Raw genomic sequence first — 15,230 nt, 5'->3', positions numbered from 1 at the left:
AGCTACCCGCATGTTCAAGACCTTCGGCAAATCCCTGCTCGCTGTAACGCTGGCAGGCGCTGTGGCTGGTATGGCGCAGGCAGATGACAAGGTGCTGCACGTCTACAACTGGTCGGACTACATCGCGCCGGACACGGTCGACAAGTTCACCAAGGAAACCGGAATCAAGGTCGTCTACGACGTCTACGACAGCAACGAAGTGCTGGAAGCCAAGCTGCTGGCCGGCAAGTCGGGCTACGACATCGTGGTGCCGTCCAACTCCTTCCTGGCCAAGCAGATCAAGGCCGGCGTGTACACGCCGCTGGACAAGTCCAAGCTGCCGAACTGGAAGAACCTGAACCCGGACATCATGAAGACGCTGGAAATCAGCGACCCGGGCAACCAGTACGCGATCCCCTACATGTGGGGCACCATCGGCATCGGCTACAACCCGGACAAGGTCAAGGCCGCGCTGGGCGACAACGCCCCGGTGGACTCCTGGGACCTGGTATTCAAGCCGGAAAACATCCAGAAGCTGAAGGCCTGCGGCGTGAGCTTCCTCGACTCGCCGACCGAAATGCTGCCGGCTGCCCTGCACTACCTGGGCTACAAGCCCGATAGCCAGGACCCGAAAGAGCTCAAGGAAGCCGAAGCGCTGTTCCTGAAGATTCGCCCGTACGTCTCCTACTTCCACTCCTCCAAGTACATCTCCGATATCGCCAACGGCAACATCTGCGTGGCTATCGGTTACTCGGGTGACGTGTACCAGGCCAAGTCCCGCGCTGAAGAAGCCAAGAACAAGGTCACTGTGAAGTACAACATTCCGAAGGAAGGTGCTGGCGCGTTCTTCGACACCGTCGCCATTCCGAAGGATGCCGAGAACCAGGAAGCCGCGCTGAAGTGGATCAACTTCCTGCTCGAGCCGGCGGTCATGTCCGAGATCACCAACGTCGTGCAGTTCCCGAACGGCAACGCCGCAGCCACCCCGATGGTGAGCGAGGCGATCCGCAACGACCCGGGCGTGTATCCGACTCCGGAAACCATGAAGAAGCTGTACGCCTTCCCGGACCTGCCGGCGAAGACCCAGCGTCTGATGACCCGCAGCTGGACCACCATCAAGTCCGGCAAGTAATCGGGTAATCGCTGTCGCCTGGCGCGCCAGCGGATGGTCCGGACAGCGGCGGGGGAGTGCGCTCCCTCGCCCGCTACCGGTAGCAACAAACAGCTTCCATCGGTGGAATGGCTGCGCAAGCCCCGGCGCTCTCGTGCTGTAAAGGGTTCGGCGCTATCCACGGACCGGCCGTCGAAACCCCGGCAGCAACCGACTGAAGTAGTCAAAAACAACGAGAGGACTCACGTGTGCGCATTCCCTTCCGCAGAACCCTGATCGCTGCAGTCTCCGTCTTCGGCCTGACTTCGCTGGCCCAGGCGGAACAGACCGTCCACATCTACAACTGGTCGGACTACATCGGTGAAACCACCCTCGCCGATTTCGAGAAGGAAACCGGTATCAAGCCGGTGTACGACGTCTTCGACTCCAACGAAACCCTGGAAGGCAAGCTGCTGGCCGGTCGTACCGGCTACGACGTGGTCGTGCCGTCCAACCACTTCCTCGGTCGCCAGATCAAGGCCGGCGCGTTCCAGAAGCTGGACAAGAGCCAGCTGCCGAACTGGTCGAACCTCGATCCGCACCTGATGAAGCAGCTCGAGGCCAACGACCCGGGCAACCTGTACGGCGTGCCGTACCTGTGGGGCACCAACGGCATCGGCTACAACGTCGAGAAGGTCAAGGCCGTGCTGGGTGTCGACACCATCGATTCGTGGGCCGTCCTCTTCGAGCCCGAGAACATGAAGAAGCTCAGCCAGTGCGGCGTCGCCTTCCTTGATTCGGGCGACGAGATGATGCCGGCTGTGCTCAAGTACATGGGGCTGGACCCCAACAGCACCAACCCGGATGACTACAAGAAGGTGGAGGACAAGCTGATGAAGGTGCGTCCGTACGTCACCTACTTCCACTCCTCCAAGTACATCTCCGACCTGGCCAACGGCAACATCTGCGTTGCGGCCGGTTTCTCCGGTGACGTGTTCCAGGCCGCCAACCGCGCCAAGGAAGCCGGCAAGGGCGTGAACATCGCCTACGCCATTCCCAAGGAAGGCGCCAACCTCTGGTTCGACATCCTCGCCGTGCCGAAGGATGCCTCCAACCCGAAGGCGGCCCACGCGTTCATCAACTACCTGCTCAAGCCCGAAGTGATCGCCAAGGTCAGCGATTACGTCGGTTACGCCAACCCGAACCCCAAGGCTGGCGAATTCATGGATGAGTCCGTGCGCAACAATCCTGAGGTGTACCCATCCCAGGAGGTTCTCGACAAACTCTTCGTGCAGCATGAGCTGCCGCCGAAGATCCTGCGCCTCATGACCCGTTCCTGGACCAAGATCAAGTCGGGCAAGTAGACGGTTTTCCCCAAATCCGTCCGCGCGGGCACGGAGCGTCGCAGGGCCCCTCGAAAGGCCCGGCGGCGCACGTAAACTGCGCCAGCCCTGTAATACCAAGCATGCCCGGCCGCGGGGGCCGGGCCTCTATGATTTGGGAGTTGTGGTAATGGCAATAGCCTCCGGTGCCTACAAGAAAGCCTTGAGTGGCGACCAGAAGCCTAAAGAGGTTCTGGTAAAAATCGACCGGGTCAGCAAGCAGTTCGACGAAACGCTGGCTGTGGACAGCGTGTCCCTGGACATCAAGAAAGGCGAAATCTTCGCCCTGCTGGGTGGTTCGGGTTCGGGCAAGTCGACCCTGCTTCGCATGCTGGCTGGTTTCGAGCGTCCCACTGAAGGTCGCATCTTCCTCGATGGCCAGGACATTACCGACCTGCCGCCCTATGAGCGGCCGATCAACATGATGTTCCAGTCGTACGCCCTGTTCCCCCACATGAGCGTGGCGCAGAACATCGCCTTCGGCCTGAAGCAGGACGGTCTGCCCAAGGCGGAGATCGACAAGATCGTCGACGAGATGCTCAAGCTCGTGCAGATGACCCAGTACGCCAAGCGCAAGCCGCACCAGCTTTCTGGCGGCCAGCGTCAGCGCGTGGCCCTGGCCCGCTCCCTGGCCAAGCGTCCGAAGCTGCTGCTGCTCGACGAACCCATGGGCGCGCTGGACAAGAAACTGCGTTCGCAGATGCAACTGGAACTGGTGGAGATCATCGAGCGCGTGGGCGTGACCTGCGTGATGGTGACCCACGACCAGGAAGAGGCCATGACCATGGCCCAGCGCATTGCCATCATGCACCTGGGTTGCATCGAGCAGATCGGCAGCCCGATGGACATCTACGAGACGCCGGCCAGCCGCCTGATCTGCGAGTTCATCGGCAACGTCAACCTGTTCGACGGCGAGATCGTCGAGGACCTGCAGGACCACGCGGTCATCGCCTGCCCGCAGCTGGAAAACCCGATCTACATCGGCCACGGCATCAGCACCCGTGCCGAGAACAAGCGCATGACCTACGCACTGCGTCCTGAAAAGGTCATGGTCACTGCGCAGAAGCCGGAAAACCTCGAGCACGAAGGCTTCAACGTCGCCCAGGGCACCGTCCACGACATCGCCTACCTGGGCGGTCACTCGGTGTACTACATCAAGCTGGCCTCCGGCTTCATCGTCCAGGCCTTCATGGCCAACGCCGAGCGCCACGTCGCGCGCCCGACCTGGGACCAGCCGGTTTACATCAGCTGGTACGACGACAGCGGTGTGGTACTGCAATCATGAACATCAGCAAATCGCTCATGAAACGCCTGCCGAACGGCCGGCATGCCGTGATCGGTGTGCCGTTCTTCTGGCTCTTCCTGTTCTTCCTGCTGCCCTTCGCCATCGTGCTGAAGATCAGTCTGGCGGCAGCGGACGTGGCCATTCCGCCGTACACCGAAGTCTTCCAGTACGCCGACCAGACGCTCCAGGTCGTGATGAACCTGGGCAACTACCTGATGCTGACGGACGACCCGCTCTACATCGACGCCTACCTGGGCTCGCTGAAGATGGCGGCGATCAGCACCTTCCTGTGCCTGCTCATCGGATACCCGATGGCCTATGCCATCGCCCGCGCCAGCAAGGAAATGCAGACCGTCCTGCTGCTGCTGATCATGATGCCGACCTGGACGGCGATCCTGATCCGCGTGTACGCCTGGATGGGCATCCTGTCCAACAACGGCCTGCTCAACAGCTTCCTGATGTGGCTGGGCATCATCAACGAGCCGCTGACGATCCTGAACACCAACTTCGCGGTGTACATCGGTATCGTCTACTCGTACCTGCCCTTCATGGTCATGCCGCTCTACGCCAACCTGGTGAAGCACGACATGAGCCTGCTGGAAGCCGCCTCCGACCTCGGCGCGCGCAGCTTCACCAGCTTCTGGAAGATCACCGTCCCGCTGTCCAAGAACGGCATCATCGCCGGCTGCATGCTGGTGTTCATCCCGGCAGTGGGCGAGTTCGTGATCCCGGAACTGCTGGGCGGTCCCGAGACGCTGATGATCGGTAAAGTGCTGTGGCAGGAATTCTTCAACAACCGTGACTGGCCGGTGGCTTCCGCCCTTGCCGTCGTGATGCTGGCGATCCTGATCGTGCCCATCATCTTCTTCAACAAGAACCAAGCTAAAGAGTTGGAGGGCAAGGTATGAACAAGCGTTGGTCGTTCTCCAACATCATGCTGGTGTTGGGCCTGCTCTTCATCTACGTGCCGATGCTCATCCTGGTCATCTACTCGTTCAACGGCTCCAAGCTGGTGACCGTGTGGGGTGGCTGGTCGGTGAAGTGGTACGTCGGCCTGCTGGACAACCAGCAGCTGGTCGGCTCGGTGTTCCGCTCGCTGGAGATCGCCTGCTACACCGCGATCTCCTCGGTGGCGCTGGGCACCCTGGCGGCCTTCGTGCTGACCCGCATCCCGCGTTTCCGTGGCCGTACGCTGTTCGGCGGCATGGTCACCGCGCCGCTGGTCATGCCCGAGGTGATCACCGGTCTGTCGCTGCTGCTGTTGTTCGTTGCCATGGCCCAGCTGATCGGCTGGCCGCAGGAGCGCGGCATCGTGACCATCTGGATCGCCCACACCAGCTTCTGCTCGTCCTACGTTGCGGTGGTGGTGTCGGCGCGCCTGCGCGAGCTGGATCTGTCCATCGAGGAAGCAGCCATGGACCTGGGCGCCAAGCCCTGGAAAGTGTTCATGCTGATCACCATCCCGATGATCGCGCCGTCGCTGGCGGCGGGCGGCATGATGTCCTTCGCGCTGTCGCTGGATGACCTGGTACTGGCCAGCTTCGTGTCCGGTCCTGGCTCCACCACCCTGCCGATGGAAGTGTTCTCCGCCGTGCGCCTGGGCGTGAAGCCGGAGATCAACGCCGTAGCCAGCCTGATCCTGCTGACCGTATCGCTGTTCACCTTCTTTGCCTGGTACTTCACCCGCCAGGCCGAAGAGCGTCGCAAGCGTGCGATCCAGGAAGCCATGGAGTCCAACGCGACCGATTGGCAGAAGGGTTCGACAGCCACCGCCTGACGCCGTCTTGTCGGCCGGTAGTATCCGGCGATTGTCGAACCACGGGCCACCTTCGGGTGGCCCGTGTTTTTTTGCTCACACGTTATTCCGAAGTGCTTGGAAACTCGGGATTTATCGGAAAAATCCGTGTGTCGCAAAGGCTCGCCCCTGGCCGATTGCCAACTACGCTTGAAGTGTTCGGATGCGCAGTCCGGCCACCCCCGAACCAGGGCCGGGCCGCGTAGCCGGCAAACTTCCAGTGACGCCTTATGGCACTCCGTGCGGGAGACGGCGCCCAATACAACACCCCGATCGTTATCCCTTGGGGAAATAACGCGCCAGGGAGCTTCGGCATCTCCCGCAACACTCTGTACAACGCACCAATGAAAAACCCCGCAGAGGCGGGGTTTTTCATTTCCGGGTGGCTCTTGTCGAGGGCGCTTCAGCGACGGACGGGAATCAACCGCAGGATGCCATGGGTGTTGGCTTTCACCTCGTTGTCGTCGTAGTGCTGCGGCAGGTACTGGCCTTCGATGTAGGCCTCGGCCTGGTCGTCGTAGTGCTTGTCGAAAGGCACGCCGCTCTGGCCGACCGGGTTGATGCCCAGGCTGTGGGCCGGGTCGGCGAAGTCGATCAGGCGACGGGTGGACGGGCCGTAAATCACCTGCCAGGGCGCAGGTCCGACGCGGGCGGACAGGTTGTTCGGCACCTCGTGGCCGCCAGGAGCGGCGAATGGGCCGACGTTGAACAGGCGGTCCAGCGGCTTCTGCTGGCCCAGCGGGTGGCCGTGGGTGAGGGTGTGCGCCTTGCCCCACTGCCACTGCTGCGAGTCCTGGCCGAGGGTGGCGCGCAGGTGCGCCAGGCTGTCCTTCCAGGCGGCCTTGACGATATCGGCGCGGGTTTCCTTCTGCGGCGTCTTGCGGTTGTCCCACCAGGGCGAGTTCTCGTCGGCGGCCAGGCGCGGCAGGGCCACGTCGAGCACGCGGGTGGATAGCAGGTTGTCGAAGAAGGCGTCGCCCATCTCGTCGCGCATGGCGCCGTCGGCGACCTGGTAGAGCAACTGGTTGAACACCGTCGCGGTGACAGAGTCCAGCGGATGGTCGCCCTGCCAGTTGGCCAGGTTCTCCACCAGCGCCTTCTCTTCGTCGGTCGCGGCGGCTTCGCGCAGAATCGGCAGCAGCGGCTTGAGGAAGCGCGGGCCATAGCCGGTGGCGGTGTCCAGTTGCAGCGCCTGGCTGTTCTGCAGGTCCCACTTCACGGAAGTGTCGGACAGGCGCTTGTTCAGCTGCTGGCCGCGATCAGGCAGGTTGTAGTAGCCCGGCACCGGGCGACCGTTGGCCGGCACCGGCTGGAAGTTGGCGGAGACGATGTAGCCGCGCGCCGGGTTCTCTTCCTGCGGGTTCTCGCTGAAGGGGTAGAAGCCGCTCTTGTCGGCCTGGCCACTGGCGCCGTCGAGCAGGAAGTTCGGATTGACCCCGTCCGGGCGTACAGGCAGTTGCGCCGAGGCCCACCAGCCGATGTCGCCACGCGCGTTGGCCCAGACCACGTTGAGGCCTGGCGACTGGATCTTCGCGGCTGCCGCGCGCGCCTTGGGCAGGGTGTCGGCGCGGTTCAGTTCGTAGAAGGCGTCGAGGATCGGGTTCTGGGTTTCCAGGAAGGCCCACCACATGGAGACCGGCGTCTTGCCCGCGGCGGTGCCCAGCGCGTCGTTGACCAGCGGGCCGTGGGGCGAGCTGCGCAGGGTGATCTTCACCGGCGCCTCGCCCTTCACCGCGATGCTCTGCTCCTCGCTTTTCAGGTCCGTCCACTGGCCGTGGTACCAGACCTGGTTGGGGTTGTCCGGGTTGACCTTCTCGGCGACCAGATCGACGTCGTCGTTCTGGAACATGGTCAGGCTCCAGCCGAACTGCAGGTTGTGGCCGAGCGAGGCGAAGGGGTTGAGCGCCTGGTAGTGGCCGTACAGCTCGAAGCCCGGCGCGCTGGCCTGCATCTCGTACCACACTGCCGGCACGGCGAAGCGGATGTGCGGGTCGCCCGCCAGCAGCGGCTTGCCGCTCTTCGTGCGGCTGCCGGAGACGGCCCAGGCGTTGCTGCCCTCGAATTGCGGCAGGCCGGCCTTTTCCAGCGCGGCGTGGCTCAGGCGGGCGATGGCACTCAGGTCCTGCCAGTCGGCGGCGGCCAGCGCCTTGGGCGTCATCACGCCTTCGGGATGCCAGTCGAGGTCGAAGACCTTCAGGTAGTCCGCGCCCAATTCGTCGCGCACGTAGGTCAGCACCGGTTCGGTGCGGAAGGCGGCGGCGAAGCTGTAGGCCATGTAGCCGGCGACGCTGACGGTGTCTTCGGGGGTGAAGGCGCGCTTGGGAATGCCGAGGATGTCGAATTCCATCGGGCGCGGGTGGCTGTCCTGGAACTGGTTGACGCCATCGAGGTAGGCGACCAGCGCCTTCCAGGCCGGGGAGTTCTTGTCCTGCCTGGCCACGTATTCGGCGGCGTGGTCGCGGATGCGCAGGCTGCGGAACATGCGGTCGGTGTCCACCAGTTTGGGCCCGAGCACCTCGGCCAGCTCGCCACGGGACAGGCGACGGAGGATTTCCATCTGGAACAGGCGGTCCTGGGCGTGGACGTAACCGATCGCCCGGTACATGTCTTCCTCGCTGCCGGCCTTGATGTGCGGCACGCCGCGCTCGTCGTAGCGAACCGTGACTTCGCTGGCCAGGCCCGCCAGGGGCAGTTGTCCGTCGCGTACCGGCTGCTTGCCATGCAGGTACCAGCCGGCACCGGCCGTTGCAGCGGCGATGACGACAGCGAGGACAGTCAAAGTGCGTTTCATGCAGCAACTCCTTGTTGTTATGCGGCGATTCTGCAGTGGATAGCGCACGTCGCTCATTGACCAAACGTCTCGCTACTGGAATTCTCCGGTCAATCCCAGGAGTGACCATGGCCGCCCCCGAGCTGAACTTCCCCGCCACCCCGGCGCTGACCCAGTCCGCCACCCTGCGCCGCCAGTTGTACGAGGCGCTCTCGGTGCTGGGCTTCGACCCCACCGATATCTACCGCCAGGCCCTGCAGAAGGTGCGCCTGCCGCCGCCGGCGCAGAGTGGTCGCCTGGTGCACGACGACGCCCCATTGTTCTGGACGACCCTTGACGAAATTACCGGCGATGCCGATATCGGCCTGCACCTGGGGGAGGCGATGAAGCCGCGCCTGCTGGACGTGGTCGGCTACCTGCTGATGGCCAGCAGCGACCTGCGCGAGGCGCTGCACAGCTTCCTGCGCTTCCAGCACATCCTCTCCGGTGGCTTCGCGGCGCAGATGCGCGAGGAGGGCGAGCAGGTGCGGCTGATCCTCGACCTCAACTACCTGGGTACCAGCAACCTGCGCCAGCAGATGGAGTGCCTGATGCTGCTGTTCCTCAAGCTGCTGGCGCTGATTACCGACGATGAGTTCCGCGTGCAGGCCATCGAGTTCCGCCATCCGCAGCCGCGCCGCTTGAGCGAGCACCGGCGGCTGTTCGGCCTGACGCCGAGCTTCGGCAAGGCCAATGACGCCTTGTTGTTCGATCGCGCGCAGATGGCCCGGCCATCGCGCACCGGCAACCCGGTGCTGCACCGGTTGCTTACCGAGCATGCGCGGGAACAGTTGGGAACGCTGGACGAGAACGACCTGCTCAATCGCCTGCGCTACCTGATCGCCATGCGGTTGGGGGAGGAGGAGTGCACCCTGCAAAGCTGCGCCCGTGAGCTGGGCGTGCGGCCGGGGCTGCTGCAGCGCAACCTGGCGAGCCGGGCACAGACGTTCAGGGAAGTGCGGGAGGAGGTGCGCCGGCAGCGTGCCGCGCAATTGCTGGAGCAGGGCGAGGCAATCCGCGAGGTGGCGCGGGCCTGTGGCTTTGCCGAGCTGTCGCCGTTCTATCGGGCTTTCAAGCGCTGGTATTCGGTGCCGCCCGAGCGCTATCGCCAGCGCCTGCAGGGCGGCACCGAAGGCTGAGGATTACTCGGCCAGCGGGATTTCGCGGCTGACTTCCAGCAGCGCCATGGCGTCGAGCTGGTCTTCGACCTGCAGGAAGCGCAGTGCGCGCTGCGGCGAGACTTCCTTGGCGATGCGCTTGAGGTACTTCTCCTTGAGCTCCTGGCGATCGTCCTGCAGCTCCAGCACCTGCTTCTGCAGCTTCGCCGCGTCGTCGTTGCTCACCGAGCCGGTGTTATAGCTGTTGGCGTAGTCGATGATGATCGCCAGAGTCTGCTTGCTCAGCTTGTCCGCCTCGGTGCGGTAGCTGTTGTAGATCGGCCAGAACTTCTCGGTTTCCTGCGGGGTGAGCTTCATGTTGGCTTCGACGATGCGCTTGCGCTTGTAGTCGATGTCGGCGATGCGGTTGTTGATGGCCTGCTTGTGTTGCTCCATCACCTGTTGGCTGTTGGGGGCATCCTCGGCGTGGGCGGCCAGGGGCAGCACCAGCCCGGTGGAGAGAACGGCGCAGAAGGCGAGGGCGGAAGGAAGACGCATGCGAAAAGCTCCTTGGTGGCGATCGGCCCTTCATGGGCCGGCGATCCAAGTGTAGTCACGGATTGGCCATCGGCTTCGTTGATGCGGCTCAGTGCTTTGCGCCATCCCAGGGGCAATAGCAGCCCACCGCCAGGGTGTGGGTCGCGTTGACCGGGCGGCCGCCCACCAGGGCGTCGAGGATCGGCTCGATGAAGCTGTTGCCCGACGTGCAGACCGCTCCTTCGCTGTAGGGGCCGAAGTAGGCCAGCTTGCCCTGGGCATCCCAGATCGCCACGGCGGGGCTGGCGGGCAACTGCTCGGCACCGGGCAGCGAGTCCAGTGCGCGCATGGCGCTCAGCGTATCGGGCAGGTGCCCGCGGCTGCCGGGTTTCTGCACGGCGAAGAACTCCACGCCCTGCGGGCCGAAACGCTGGATCAGCTCGGCGAGGTGCTGTTGGTTGCCGACGTTGCAGGGGCAGGCCGGGTCCCAGAAGTGCACCAGGCGGATCTTGCCGGGGCCGGCCAATTGTGCGGGCAGCATCAGGTGGTCGCCGGAAAACAGCTGCGGCTGGTGGCTGAACGGGCGGATGAAGCGGTTCTCGTACCACCAGTAGGTGGCGAGCAGCGCGCCCAGGCAGAGCGCGGCGATCAGCCAGGTGAGCAGCGATTTTCGACGTGAGGACATGGCGGCGACCAGTGACAGAGTCGGTAAGATAGCCGACAAGCTTGCCACGGGGGCGAGCGCGGCAGAATATCCCGCTGCTGCACGCGCTCCCTTCGTCACCCGCCTGCCAGAAGCGAAACGCCCATGCCTGAAGCCTTCCAGCCCGATCTGCTGCGCACCCTGCTGCGACCTCTGACCGCAGAAGCGAACGAGGTCGGCATCGCGCTGTACCAGCATTTCTACGGCCTGGACCTGCACGCCCGGCACCCCGGCCTGCAGAGCCGGCTGGGCACTTTCGAGGCCGGCGGCTACCAGATTGCCGCGCAGTACTGGCGCCCCGTGCTGGCGCGGGGAACCGTCGTCCTGCTGCACGGCTACTACGACCATATGGGCCTGTACCGCCACGTGATCGACTGGGCGCTGGGCATGGGCTTCGCGGTGCTGGCCTGCGACCTGCCGGGCCACGGCCTGTCGGGTGGCGCCGCCGCCAGCATCGGCGACTTCGCCGAATACCAGGTGGTGCTGGGCGCGCTGTTGGGCCAGGCGCAGGCGTTGGACCTGCCGCAACCCTGGCATCTCTGCGGGCAGAGCACCGGCGGGGCAATCCTGCTGGACTACCTGCTCACCGGCGCGCCGCGCCCGGAGCTGGGCCGTACCATCCTGCTGGCGCCGCTGGTACGGCCACGGGCCTGGGGCTGGTCGAAGTTCAGCTACCAGATGCTGCGACCGTTCGTGGATTCGATTCCGCGACGTTTCAGCGAGAACTCCAACGACGCCGAATTTCTTTCCTTCCTGCGCGACCGCGATCCGCTGCAGCCGAAGATCCTGCCCACGGCCTGGGTCGGCGCGCTGGCGCGCTGGATTCCGCGCATCGAGGCGGCCGGCCACGGCGCGCAGAGCCTGCTGGTGGTGCAGGGCGATGCCGACGAGACGGTGGACTGGCGCTACAACCTGAAGGTGCTGGAGGACAAGTTCGAGAAGATCGAGTGCCTGCTGCTCACCGGCGCGCGGCACCACCTGGCGAACGAGAGCGAGACGTTGCGCCGGCGTTACTTCGACTTTCTCAGTGAGCGGATGGCCTAGCGGGGATGATGCGGGGAAGGGAGCCGCTGTAGTCGAGGGTGTGTCCCTACACTCCTTGCGCCATGCTCCTCAGGCGCCACCCTCTGTACAGCGGGTGCCATTCTAGGAGGAGCGTTCCTCGGAGTGGTCCTCAAGCGTGGTCGGTATTTTCCGATCACTACTCGCCCGATGGTGCGGCCAAGCCAGCCTTGAGGGCAGCCAGGGCGGCGCGGTAGTAATTGCGGCCGGCCGGCGACTCGCTGAAGTCGGCGAACTGGCCCAGTTCGGCATCGCTCAGGCCGCGATAGACGTACAGCAGGGTGTTGTCGAGATCGGCGCCGATCTGGCTCATCAGCTTCTGCCGCTGGCCTTCGAGCATGCCTTGGGCGCTGCCGCCACCGAGCAGGCCGGGGAGCATCTGGCTGAGGCTGTCGGCAGCCACGCTGGCGAGAGCCAGACTGACTTCGGCGCCGGCCTCGCGGGCCGGCAGAATCTGGCTCAGGCGATGGACGATCTGCTTGCGTGCATCACTGGCCTGCTGACGCGGCAGGCCGTTGGCGTATTTCTGCAGTTGGTCGCTGCGGGTAGCCAGGGTCTCGGCGCCGGCGACCTTGCGGCCCAGCGGGGATTCGAAGAAGTTCACCGCCGCGGCGCTGTCCGGCAGGTTCTGGCGCAGGCCATTGAGCGCGCGCTGGTCGATGTCGGCAGGGGCGAAGCGCTGGTTGCTATTGTCCACCAGCGTCTGGTACAGCGCCGGTGGCAGGTTGCCCTGGTAGCGCTTCTGCGCGGCGTGCAGGGCGTCATTGAAGTGCGCTCGCTGTTCCGGCCAGCCGGCGGCCTGGTACAGGCGCTGGTAGTTGTCGGCCAGGGCAGGCATGCCCAGTACAAGAAGGGTGAGGGCCAGCAGTACGCGCATTGCAACTCCTTTTGGGCGGCAGGGATCGCTCGCCGGGGGCTATTGTCGGCAAGGCTTGCCCCGCTTGTCGAGACACTGGCGCCGGACGTTACAATGCGCGATGTATTTCGACGCCGATTCTCCCGTCCTGCACCGCATCGTGGATGACCTCGCCGACAAGGGCTGGTCGCAGCAGGACGCCTTCCTTCCCGATGCCCTGATCGCCCAACTGGCGACGGAATGCCGTGCCCGCGACGCGGCCGGCAAGCTGGCCGCTGCCGCCATCGGCCGGGGTGAGGGACAGGCGGTGCGCGAAGGCATCCGCGGTGACCGCATCCAGTGGATCGAGCCCGGGCAGTCCGCGGCCTGCGACCTCTACCTGGGTGCGCTGGACGCGCTGCGCCTGCAGATCAATCGCGCACTCTTCCTGGGCCTGGAGGACTTCGAAGGGCACTTCGCGCTCTATCCGCCGGGAGCGTTCTACCAGAAGCACCTGGACCGCTTCCGTGACGATGATCGGCGCGCCATCTCCGCGGTCTTGTACCTCAACCACGACTGGCCGGTGACGCAGGGCGGTGAACTGCGGATGTACTTCGCCGACGAGCGGACGCTGGACCTGTCGCCGCTGGCCAGCCGACTGGTGGTGTTCCTCTCCGGCGAGTTCCCCCACGAGGTGCTGCCGGCCAGTCATGACCGTCTGTCGCTCACCGGCTGGTTCCGTCGCCGCGGTGACGCGCTGCTCTGAGTGGTGCGGGATCAGTGGCCCCAGATCTTCAGGGTGCCGCTGATGTCCTGGATGTCGCGCACTTCGATGCTCCCCAGCTTGCCGCCGCCCACGTAGAGATCGCCGGCCACGCGCAGGCGGATGGTCTGCGACGGCAGACCGCTGGCATTGAGCTGCTGGTTGATGGTGGTCAGGTCAGGCAGGGTCAGCGCCAGTTGCTGCTGGCCGCCGGCGCCCTGAACCACGTCCACCTGCAAGGTCGGCTGCTCGATGCCGAAGATCGGCAGGCTAAGGCCCAGCTGCGCGGGCCCGTAGGGCAGGCTGCCGCCACGCCCATCGGGGCAATCGCCGGCACTCACGCATCCATTGTCGATGAACACGTTGCGCAGCGAGACGCTGCCGCCGTCGTCTTTCCACGCCACGCTGTCCATGTGCGCGAGCACGTCGGCGCGGATGCTGATGCCATCCTGGCCGGTCACGGCGCCCAGGCGCTCGTTGTCCAGCGCCTGGAGTTCGGCGAAGGCCAGCGGCAGGTAGGACAGCGCGGCGAAGGTGGCGGTGCAGAGCAAGAGACGAGGCATGACGGAGGCTCCATGGCGATTGGCCGATGCGCGAGTCTGGGTGGCTGCCTGCCTGGCAGCCAGTGCCGGACGGCTGTTCCCGTCGAAGGTTGTGCTCGGGCGGGCGCCGACGACCGGCGTGCCGCTCAAGGACCCGACTTTCGGCGGGCCGGAAACCTGTTGCGACAGACGCGCCGATGAAAGTTGCGTTACCCGGCGTGACCGGCAAACGGCGAGCGGCTAGTCTGTCCCCTTCCAAAAGGGAGTGATTCGCCCATGCAGAAGGTTCTGGTCAGCCGCTGCCTGCTCGGTCATCGCGTCCGCTACGACGGCGGCGCGCACGGGCCGTTCGACCTGCTGTCGCGCTGGCTGGACCAGGGGCGGGTGGTCGCGCTGTGCCCGGAAGTCGCCGGCGGCCTGCCGACGCCCCGAGCCCCGGCGGAAATCCCTGGCGGGCAGGGCATGGCGGTACTGGAGCGCGCCCGCCCGGTGATGACGGTGGAGGGCGAGGACGTCAGCGACGCCTTCCTGCTCGGCGCCGAGGAAGCCATGGCGCTGGTGCGTCGCCACGACATCCGCCTGGCGGTTCTCAAGGCGCGCAGCCCCTCCTGCGGCAACCGCGAGAACTACGACGGCAGCTTCAGCGGCCAGAAGGTCGCTGGTGAAGGCGTCACTGCCGCCGCCCTCAAGCGTATGGGCGTGCTGGTGTTCAGCGAGGAAGAGCTGGATGCCGCTGCCGTCTGTCTGGCCGGGCTGGAAGCCGGAGGCTAGAGCGGCTGCCGACACTCGAAGACGCACTATTTTCCTTGAGCCCGGCGCCCTGGCGCCTATGCTTGTGCGTTCCATGCGCAAGGGCGCGGGCCGGCCTGAGCGGGTCCTTCGCCTTTGCGATTGTCATGCAGAAGGAGAAGAACATGAGAACCATGCTGCCTTGCCTCGGCCTTGCCGCGCTGCTTGCCGGTACTTCCGCCATCGCCGCGGAAATCCCGCGCACCCCGGCCCCGGAAGGCGCCAAGGTGTACTTCATCGAGCCGGCCGACGGCGCCACGGTGGACAAGACCTTCACCGTCAAATTCGGCCTCAAGGGCATGGGTGTCGCGCCGGCGGGCGTGGATTCGCCGGCCACCGGCCACCACCACCTGCTGATCGACCTCAAGGAGCAGCCCGCGATGAACATGCCGCTGCCGATGACCGACCAGATCAAGCACTTCGGCAAGGGCCAGACCGAGACCCAGGTGACCCTGCCGCCGGGCAAGCACACCCTGCAGCTGCTGGTGGGCGACAAGAACCACGTGCCGTTCGACCCGCCGGTGGAGTCGCAGCAGATCACTGTCAACGTGAAGTGATCTTT

Annotated in this window: 15 protein-coding genes; 10 read left to right on the top strand and 5 right to left on the bottom strand. The window is 64.9% G+C overall.

What is annotated here, in order from left to right; translation table 11 throughout:
* The first annotated feature begins 10 nt into the window (after positions 1 to 10).
* From IB261_RS28605 to IB261_RS28585, 5 genes are all read left to right on the top strand, one after another.
* Positions 11 to 1,111, top strand: a complete 1,101-nt coding sequence (locus IB261_RS28605) for a polyamine ABC transporter substrate-binding protein (RefSeq protein ID WP_081515239.1) — start codon at positions 11 to 13, stop codon at positions 1,109 to 1,111.
* A gap of 251 nt (positions 1,112 to 1,362) precedes the next feature.
* Positions 1,363 to 2,433 (top strand): polyamine ABC transporter substrate-binding protein, encoded by a 1,071-nt coding sequence (locus tag IB261_RS28600; RefSeq protein ID WP_225594893.1) that lies wholly within the window; start codon positions 1,363 to 1,365, stop codon positions 2,431 to 2,433.
* Between the two features lie 148 nt (positions 2,434 to 2,581).
* Entirely contained in the window at positions 2,582 to 3,736 is a 1,155-nt protein-coding gene (locus IB261_RS28595; RefSeq protein ID WP_081515241.1) for an ABC transporter ATP-binding protein, read from the top strand.
* A gap of 26 nt (positions 3,737 to 3,762) precedes the next feature.
* The gene (locus IB261_RS28590) at positions 3,763 to 4,644 is read left to right on the top strand and encodes an ABC transporter permease subunit (RefSeq protein WP_138214270.1); all 882 of its coding nucleotides are present in this window, start codon (positions 3,763 to 3,765) and stop codon (positions 4,642 to 4,644) included.
* Positions 4,641 to 5,513, top strand: coding sequence for an ABC transporter permease subunit (locus IB261_RS28585; RefSeq protein WP_081515243.1), 873 nt, complete (start codon positions 4,641 to 4,643; stop codon positions 5,511 to 5,513). Before IB261_RS28590 ends, IB261_RS28585 begins: the two co-directional genes overlap by 4 nt.
* Before the next feature lie 421 nt (positions 5,514 to 5,934).
* Here the strand turns inward: IB261_RS28585 and IB261_RS28580 are convergent, their stop codons facing one another.
* On the bottom strand, positions 5,935 to 8,322 hold the full coding sequence (locus IB261_RS28580) for a penicillin acylase family protein (RefSeq protein ID WP_192383624.1): 2,388 nt from the start codon (positions 8,320 to 8,322) through the stop codon (positions 5,935 to 5,937).
* Positions 8,323 to 8,429: 107 nt separating this feature from the next.
* Here IB261_RS28580 and IB261_RS28575 point away from each other — a divergent pair, with 107 nt between their 5' ends.
* Entirely contained in the window at positions 8,430 to 9,479 is a 1,050-nt protein-coding gene (locus IB261_RS28575; RefSeq protein WP_151188686.1) for an AraC family transcriptional regulator, read from the top strand.
* 3 nt (positions 9,480 to 9,482) lie between these two features.
* Here IB261_RS28575 and IB261_RS28570 read toward each other — a convergent pair whose 3' ends face one another.
* Positions 9,483 to 9,995, bottom strand: a complete 513-nt coding sequence (locus IB261_RS28570) for a transcriptional regulator (RefSeq protein WP_081515246.1) — start codon at positions 9,993 to 9,995, stop codon at positions 9,483 to 9,485.
* Between the two features lie 88 nt (positions 9,996 to 10,083).
* On the bottom strand, positions 10,084 to 10,659 hold the full coding sequence (locus IB261_RS28565; RefSeq protein ID WP_081515247.1) for a DUF6436 domain-containing protein: 576 nt from the start codon (positions 10,657 to 10,659) through the stop codon (positions 10,084 to 10,086).
* Between the two features lie 123 nt (positions 10,660 to 10,782).
* Here IB261_RS28565 and bipL point away from each other — a divergent pair, with 123 nt between their 5' ends.
* Complete coding sequence (gene bipL / locus IB261_RS28560; RefSeq protein ID WP_081515248.1) at positions 10,783 to 11,721, top strand: phospholipase BipL; 939 nt, start codon at positions 10,783 to 10,785, stop codon at positions 11,719 to 11,721.
* 157 nt (positions 11,722 to 11,878) lie between these two features.
* Here the strand turns inward: bipL and IB261_RS28555 are convergent, their stop codons facing one another.
* Positions 11,879 to 12,616: a hypothetical protein gene (locus tag IB261_RS28555; protein ID WP_192383625.1), complete on the bottom strand. Its 738-nt coding sequence runs from the start codon at positions 12,614 to 12,616 to the stop codon at positions 11,879 to 11,881.
* Positions 12,617 to 12,716: 100 nt separating this feature from the next.
* On the opposite strand from IB261_RS28555, the gene IB261_RS28550 reads away from it, so the two are divergent.
* Complete coding sequence (locus IB261_RS28550; protein WP_081515250.1) at positions 12,717 to 13,340, top strand: 2OG-Fe(II) oxygenase; 624 nt, start codon at positions 12,717 to 12,719, stop codon at positions 13,338 to 13,340.
* Positions 13,341 to 13,351: 11 nt separating this feature from the next.
* Here the strand turns inward: IB261_RS28550 and IB261_RS28545 are convergent, their stop codons facing one another.
* Positions 13,352 to 13,900: a DUF6160 family protein gene (locus IB261_RS28545; RefSeq protein WP_151188683.1), complete on the bottom strand. Its 549-nt coding sequence runs from the start codon at positions 13,898 to 13,900 to the stop codon at positions 13,352 to 13,354.
* A gap of 255 nt (positions 13,901 to 14,155) precedes the next feature.
* Between IB261_RS28545 and IB261_RS28540 the strand changes: the two genes are divergently transcribed.
* Both IB261_RS28540 and IB261_RS28535 read left to right on the top strand, forming a co-directional pair.
* Positions 14,156 to 14,650, top strand: coding sequence for a 2-thiouracil desulfurase family protein (locus IB261_RS28540; protein ID WP_045215561.1), 495 nt, complete (start codon positions 14,156 to 14,158; stop codon positions 14,648 to 14,650).
* Between the two features lie 143 nt (positions 14,651 to 14,793).
* The gene (locus IB261_RS28535) at positions 14,794 to 15,225 is read left to right on the top strand and encodes a DUF4399 domain-containing protein (protein ID WP_151188682.1); all 432 of its coding nucleotides are present in this window, start codon (positions 14,794 to 14,796) and stop codon (positions 15,223 to 15,225) included.
* The last annotated feature ends 5 nt before the right edge of the window (positions 15,226 to 15,230 follow it).

The sequence above is a fragment of the Pseudomonas sp. PDM20 genome (genome assembly GCF_014852575.3).
In the GTDB taxonomy this organism is placed as follows: domain Bacteria; phylum Pseudomonadota; class Gammaproteobacteria; order Pseudomonadales; family Pseudomonadaceae; genus Pseudomonas.
This window is presented reverse-complemented; position numbering and strand designations above follow the sequence as displayed.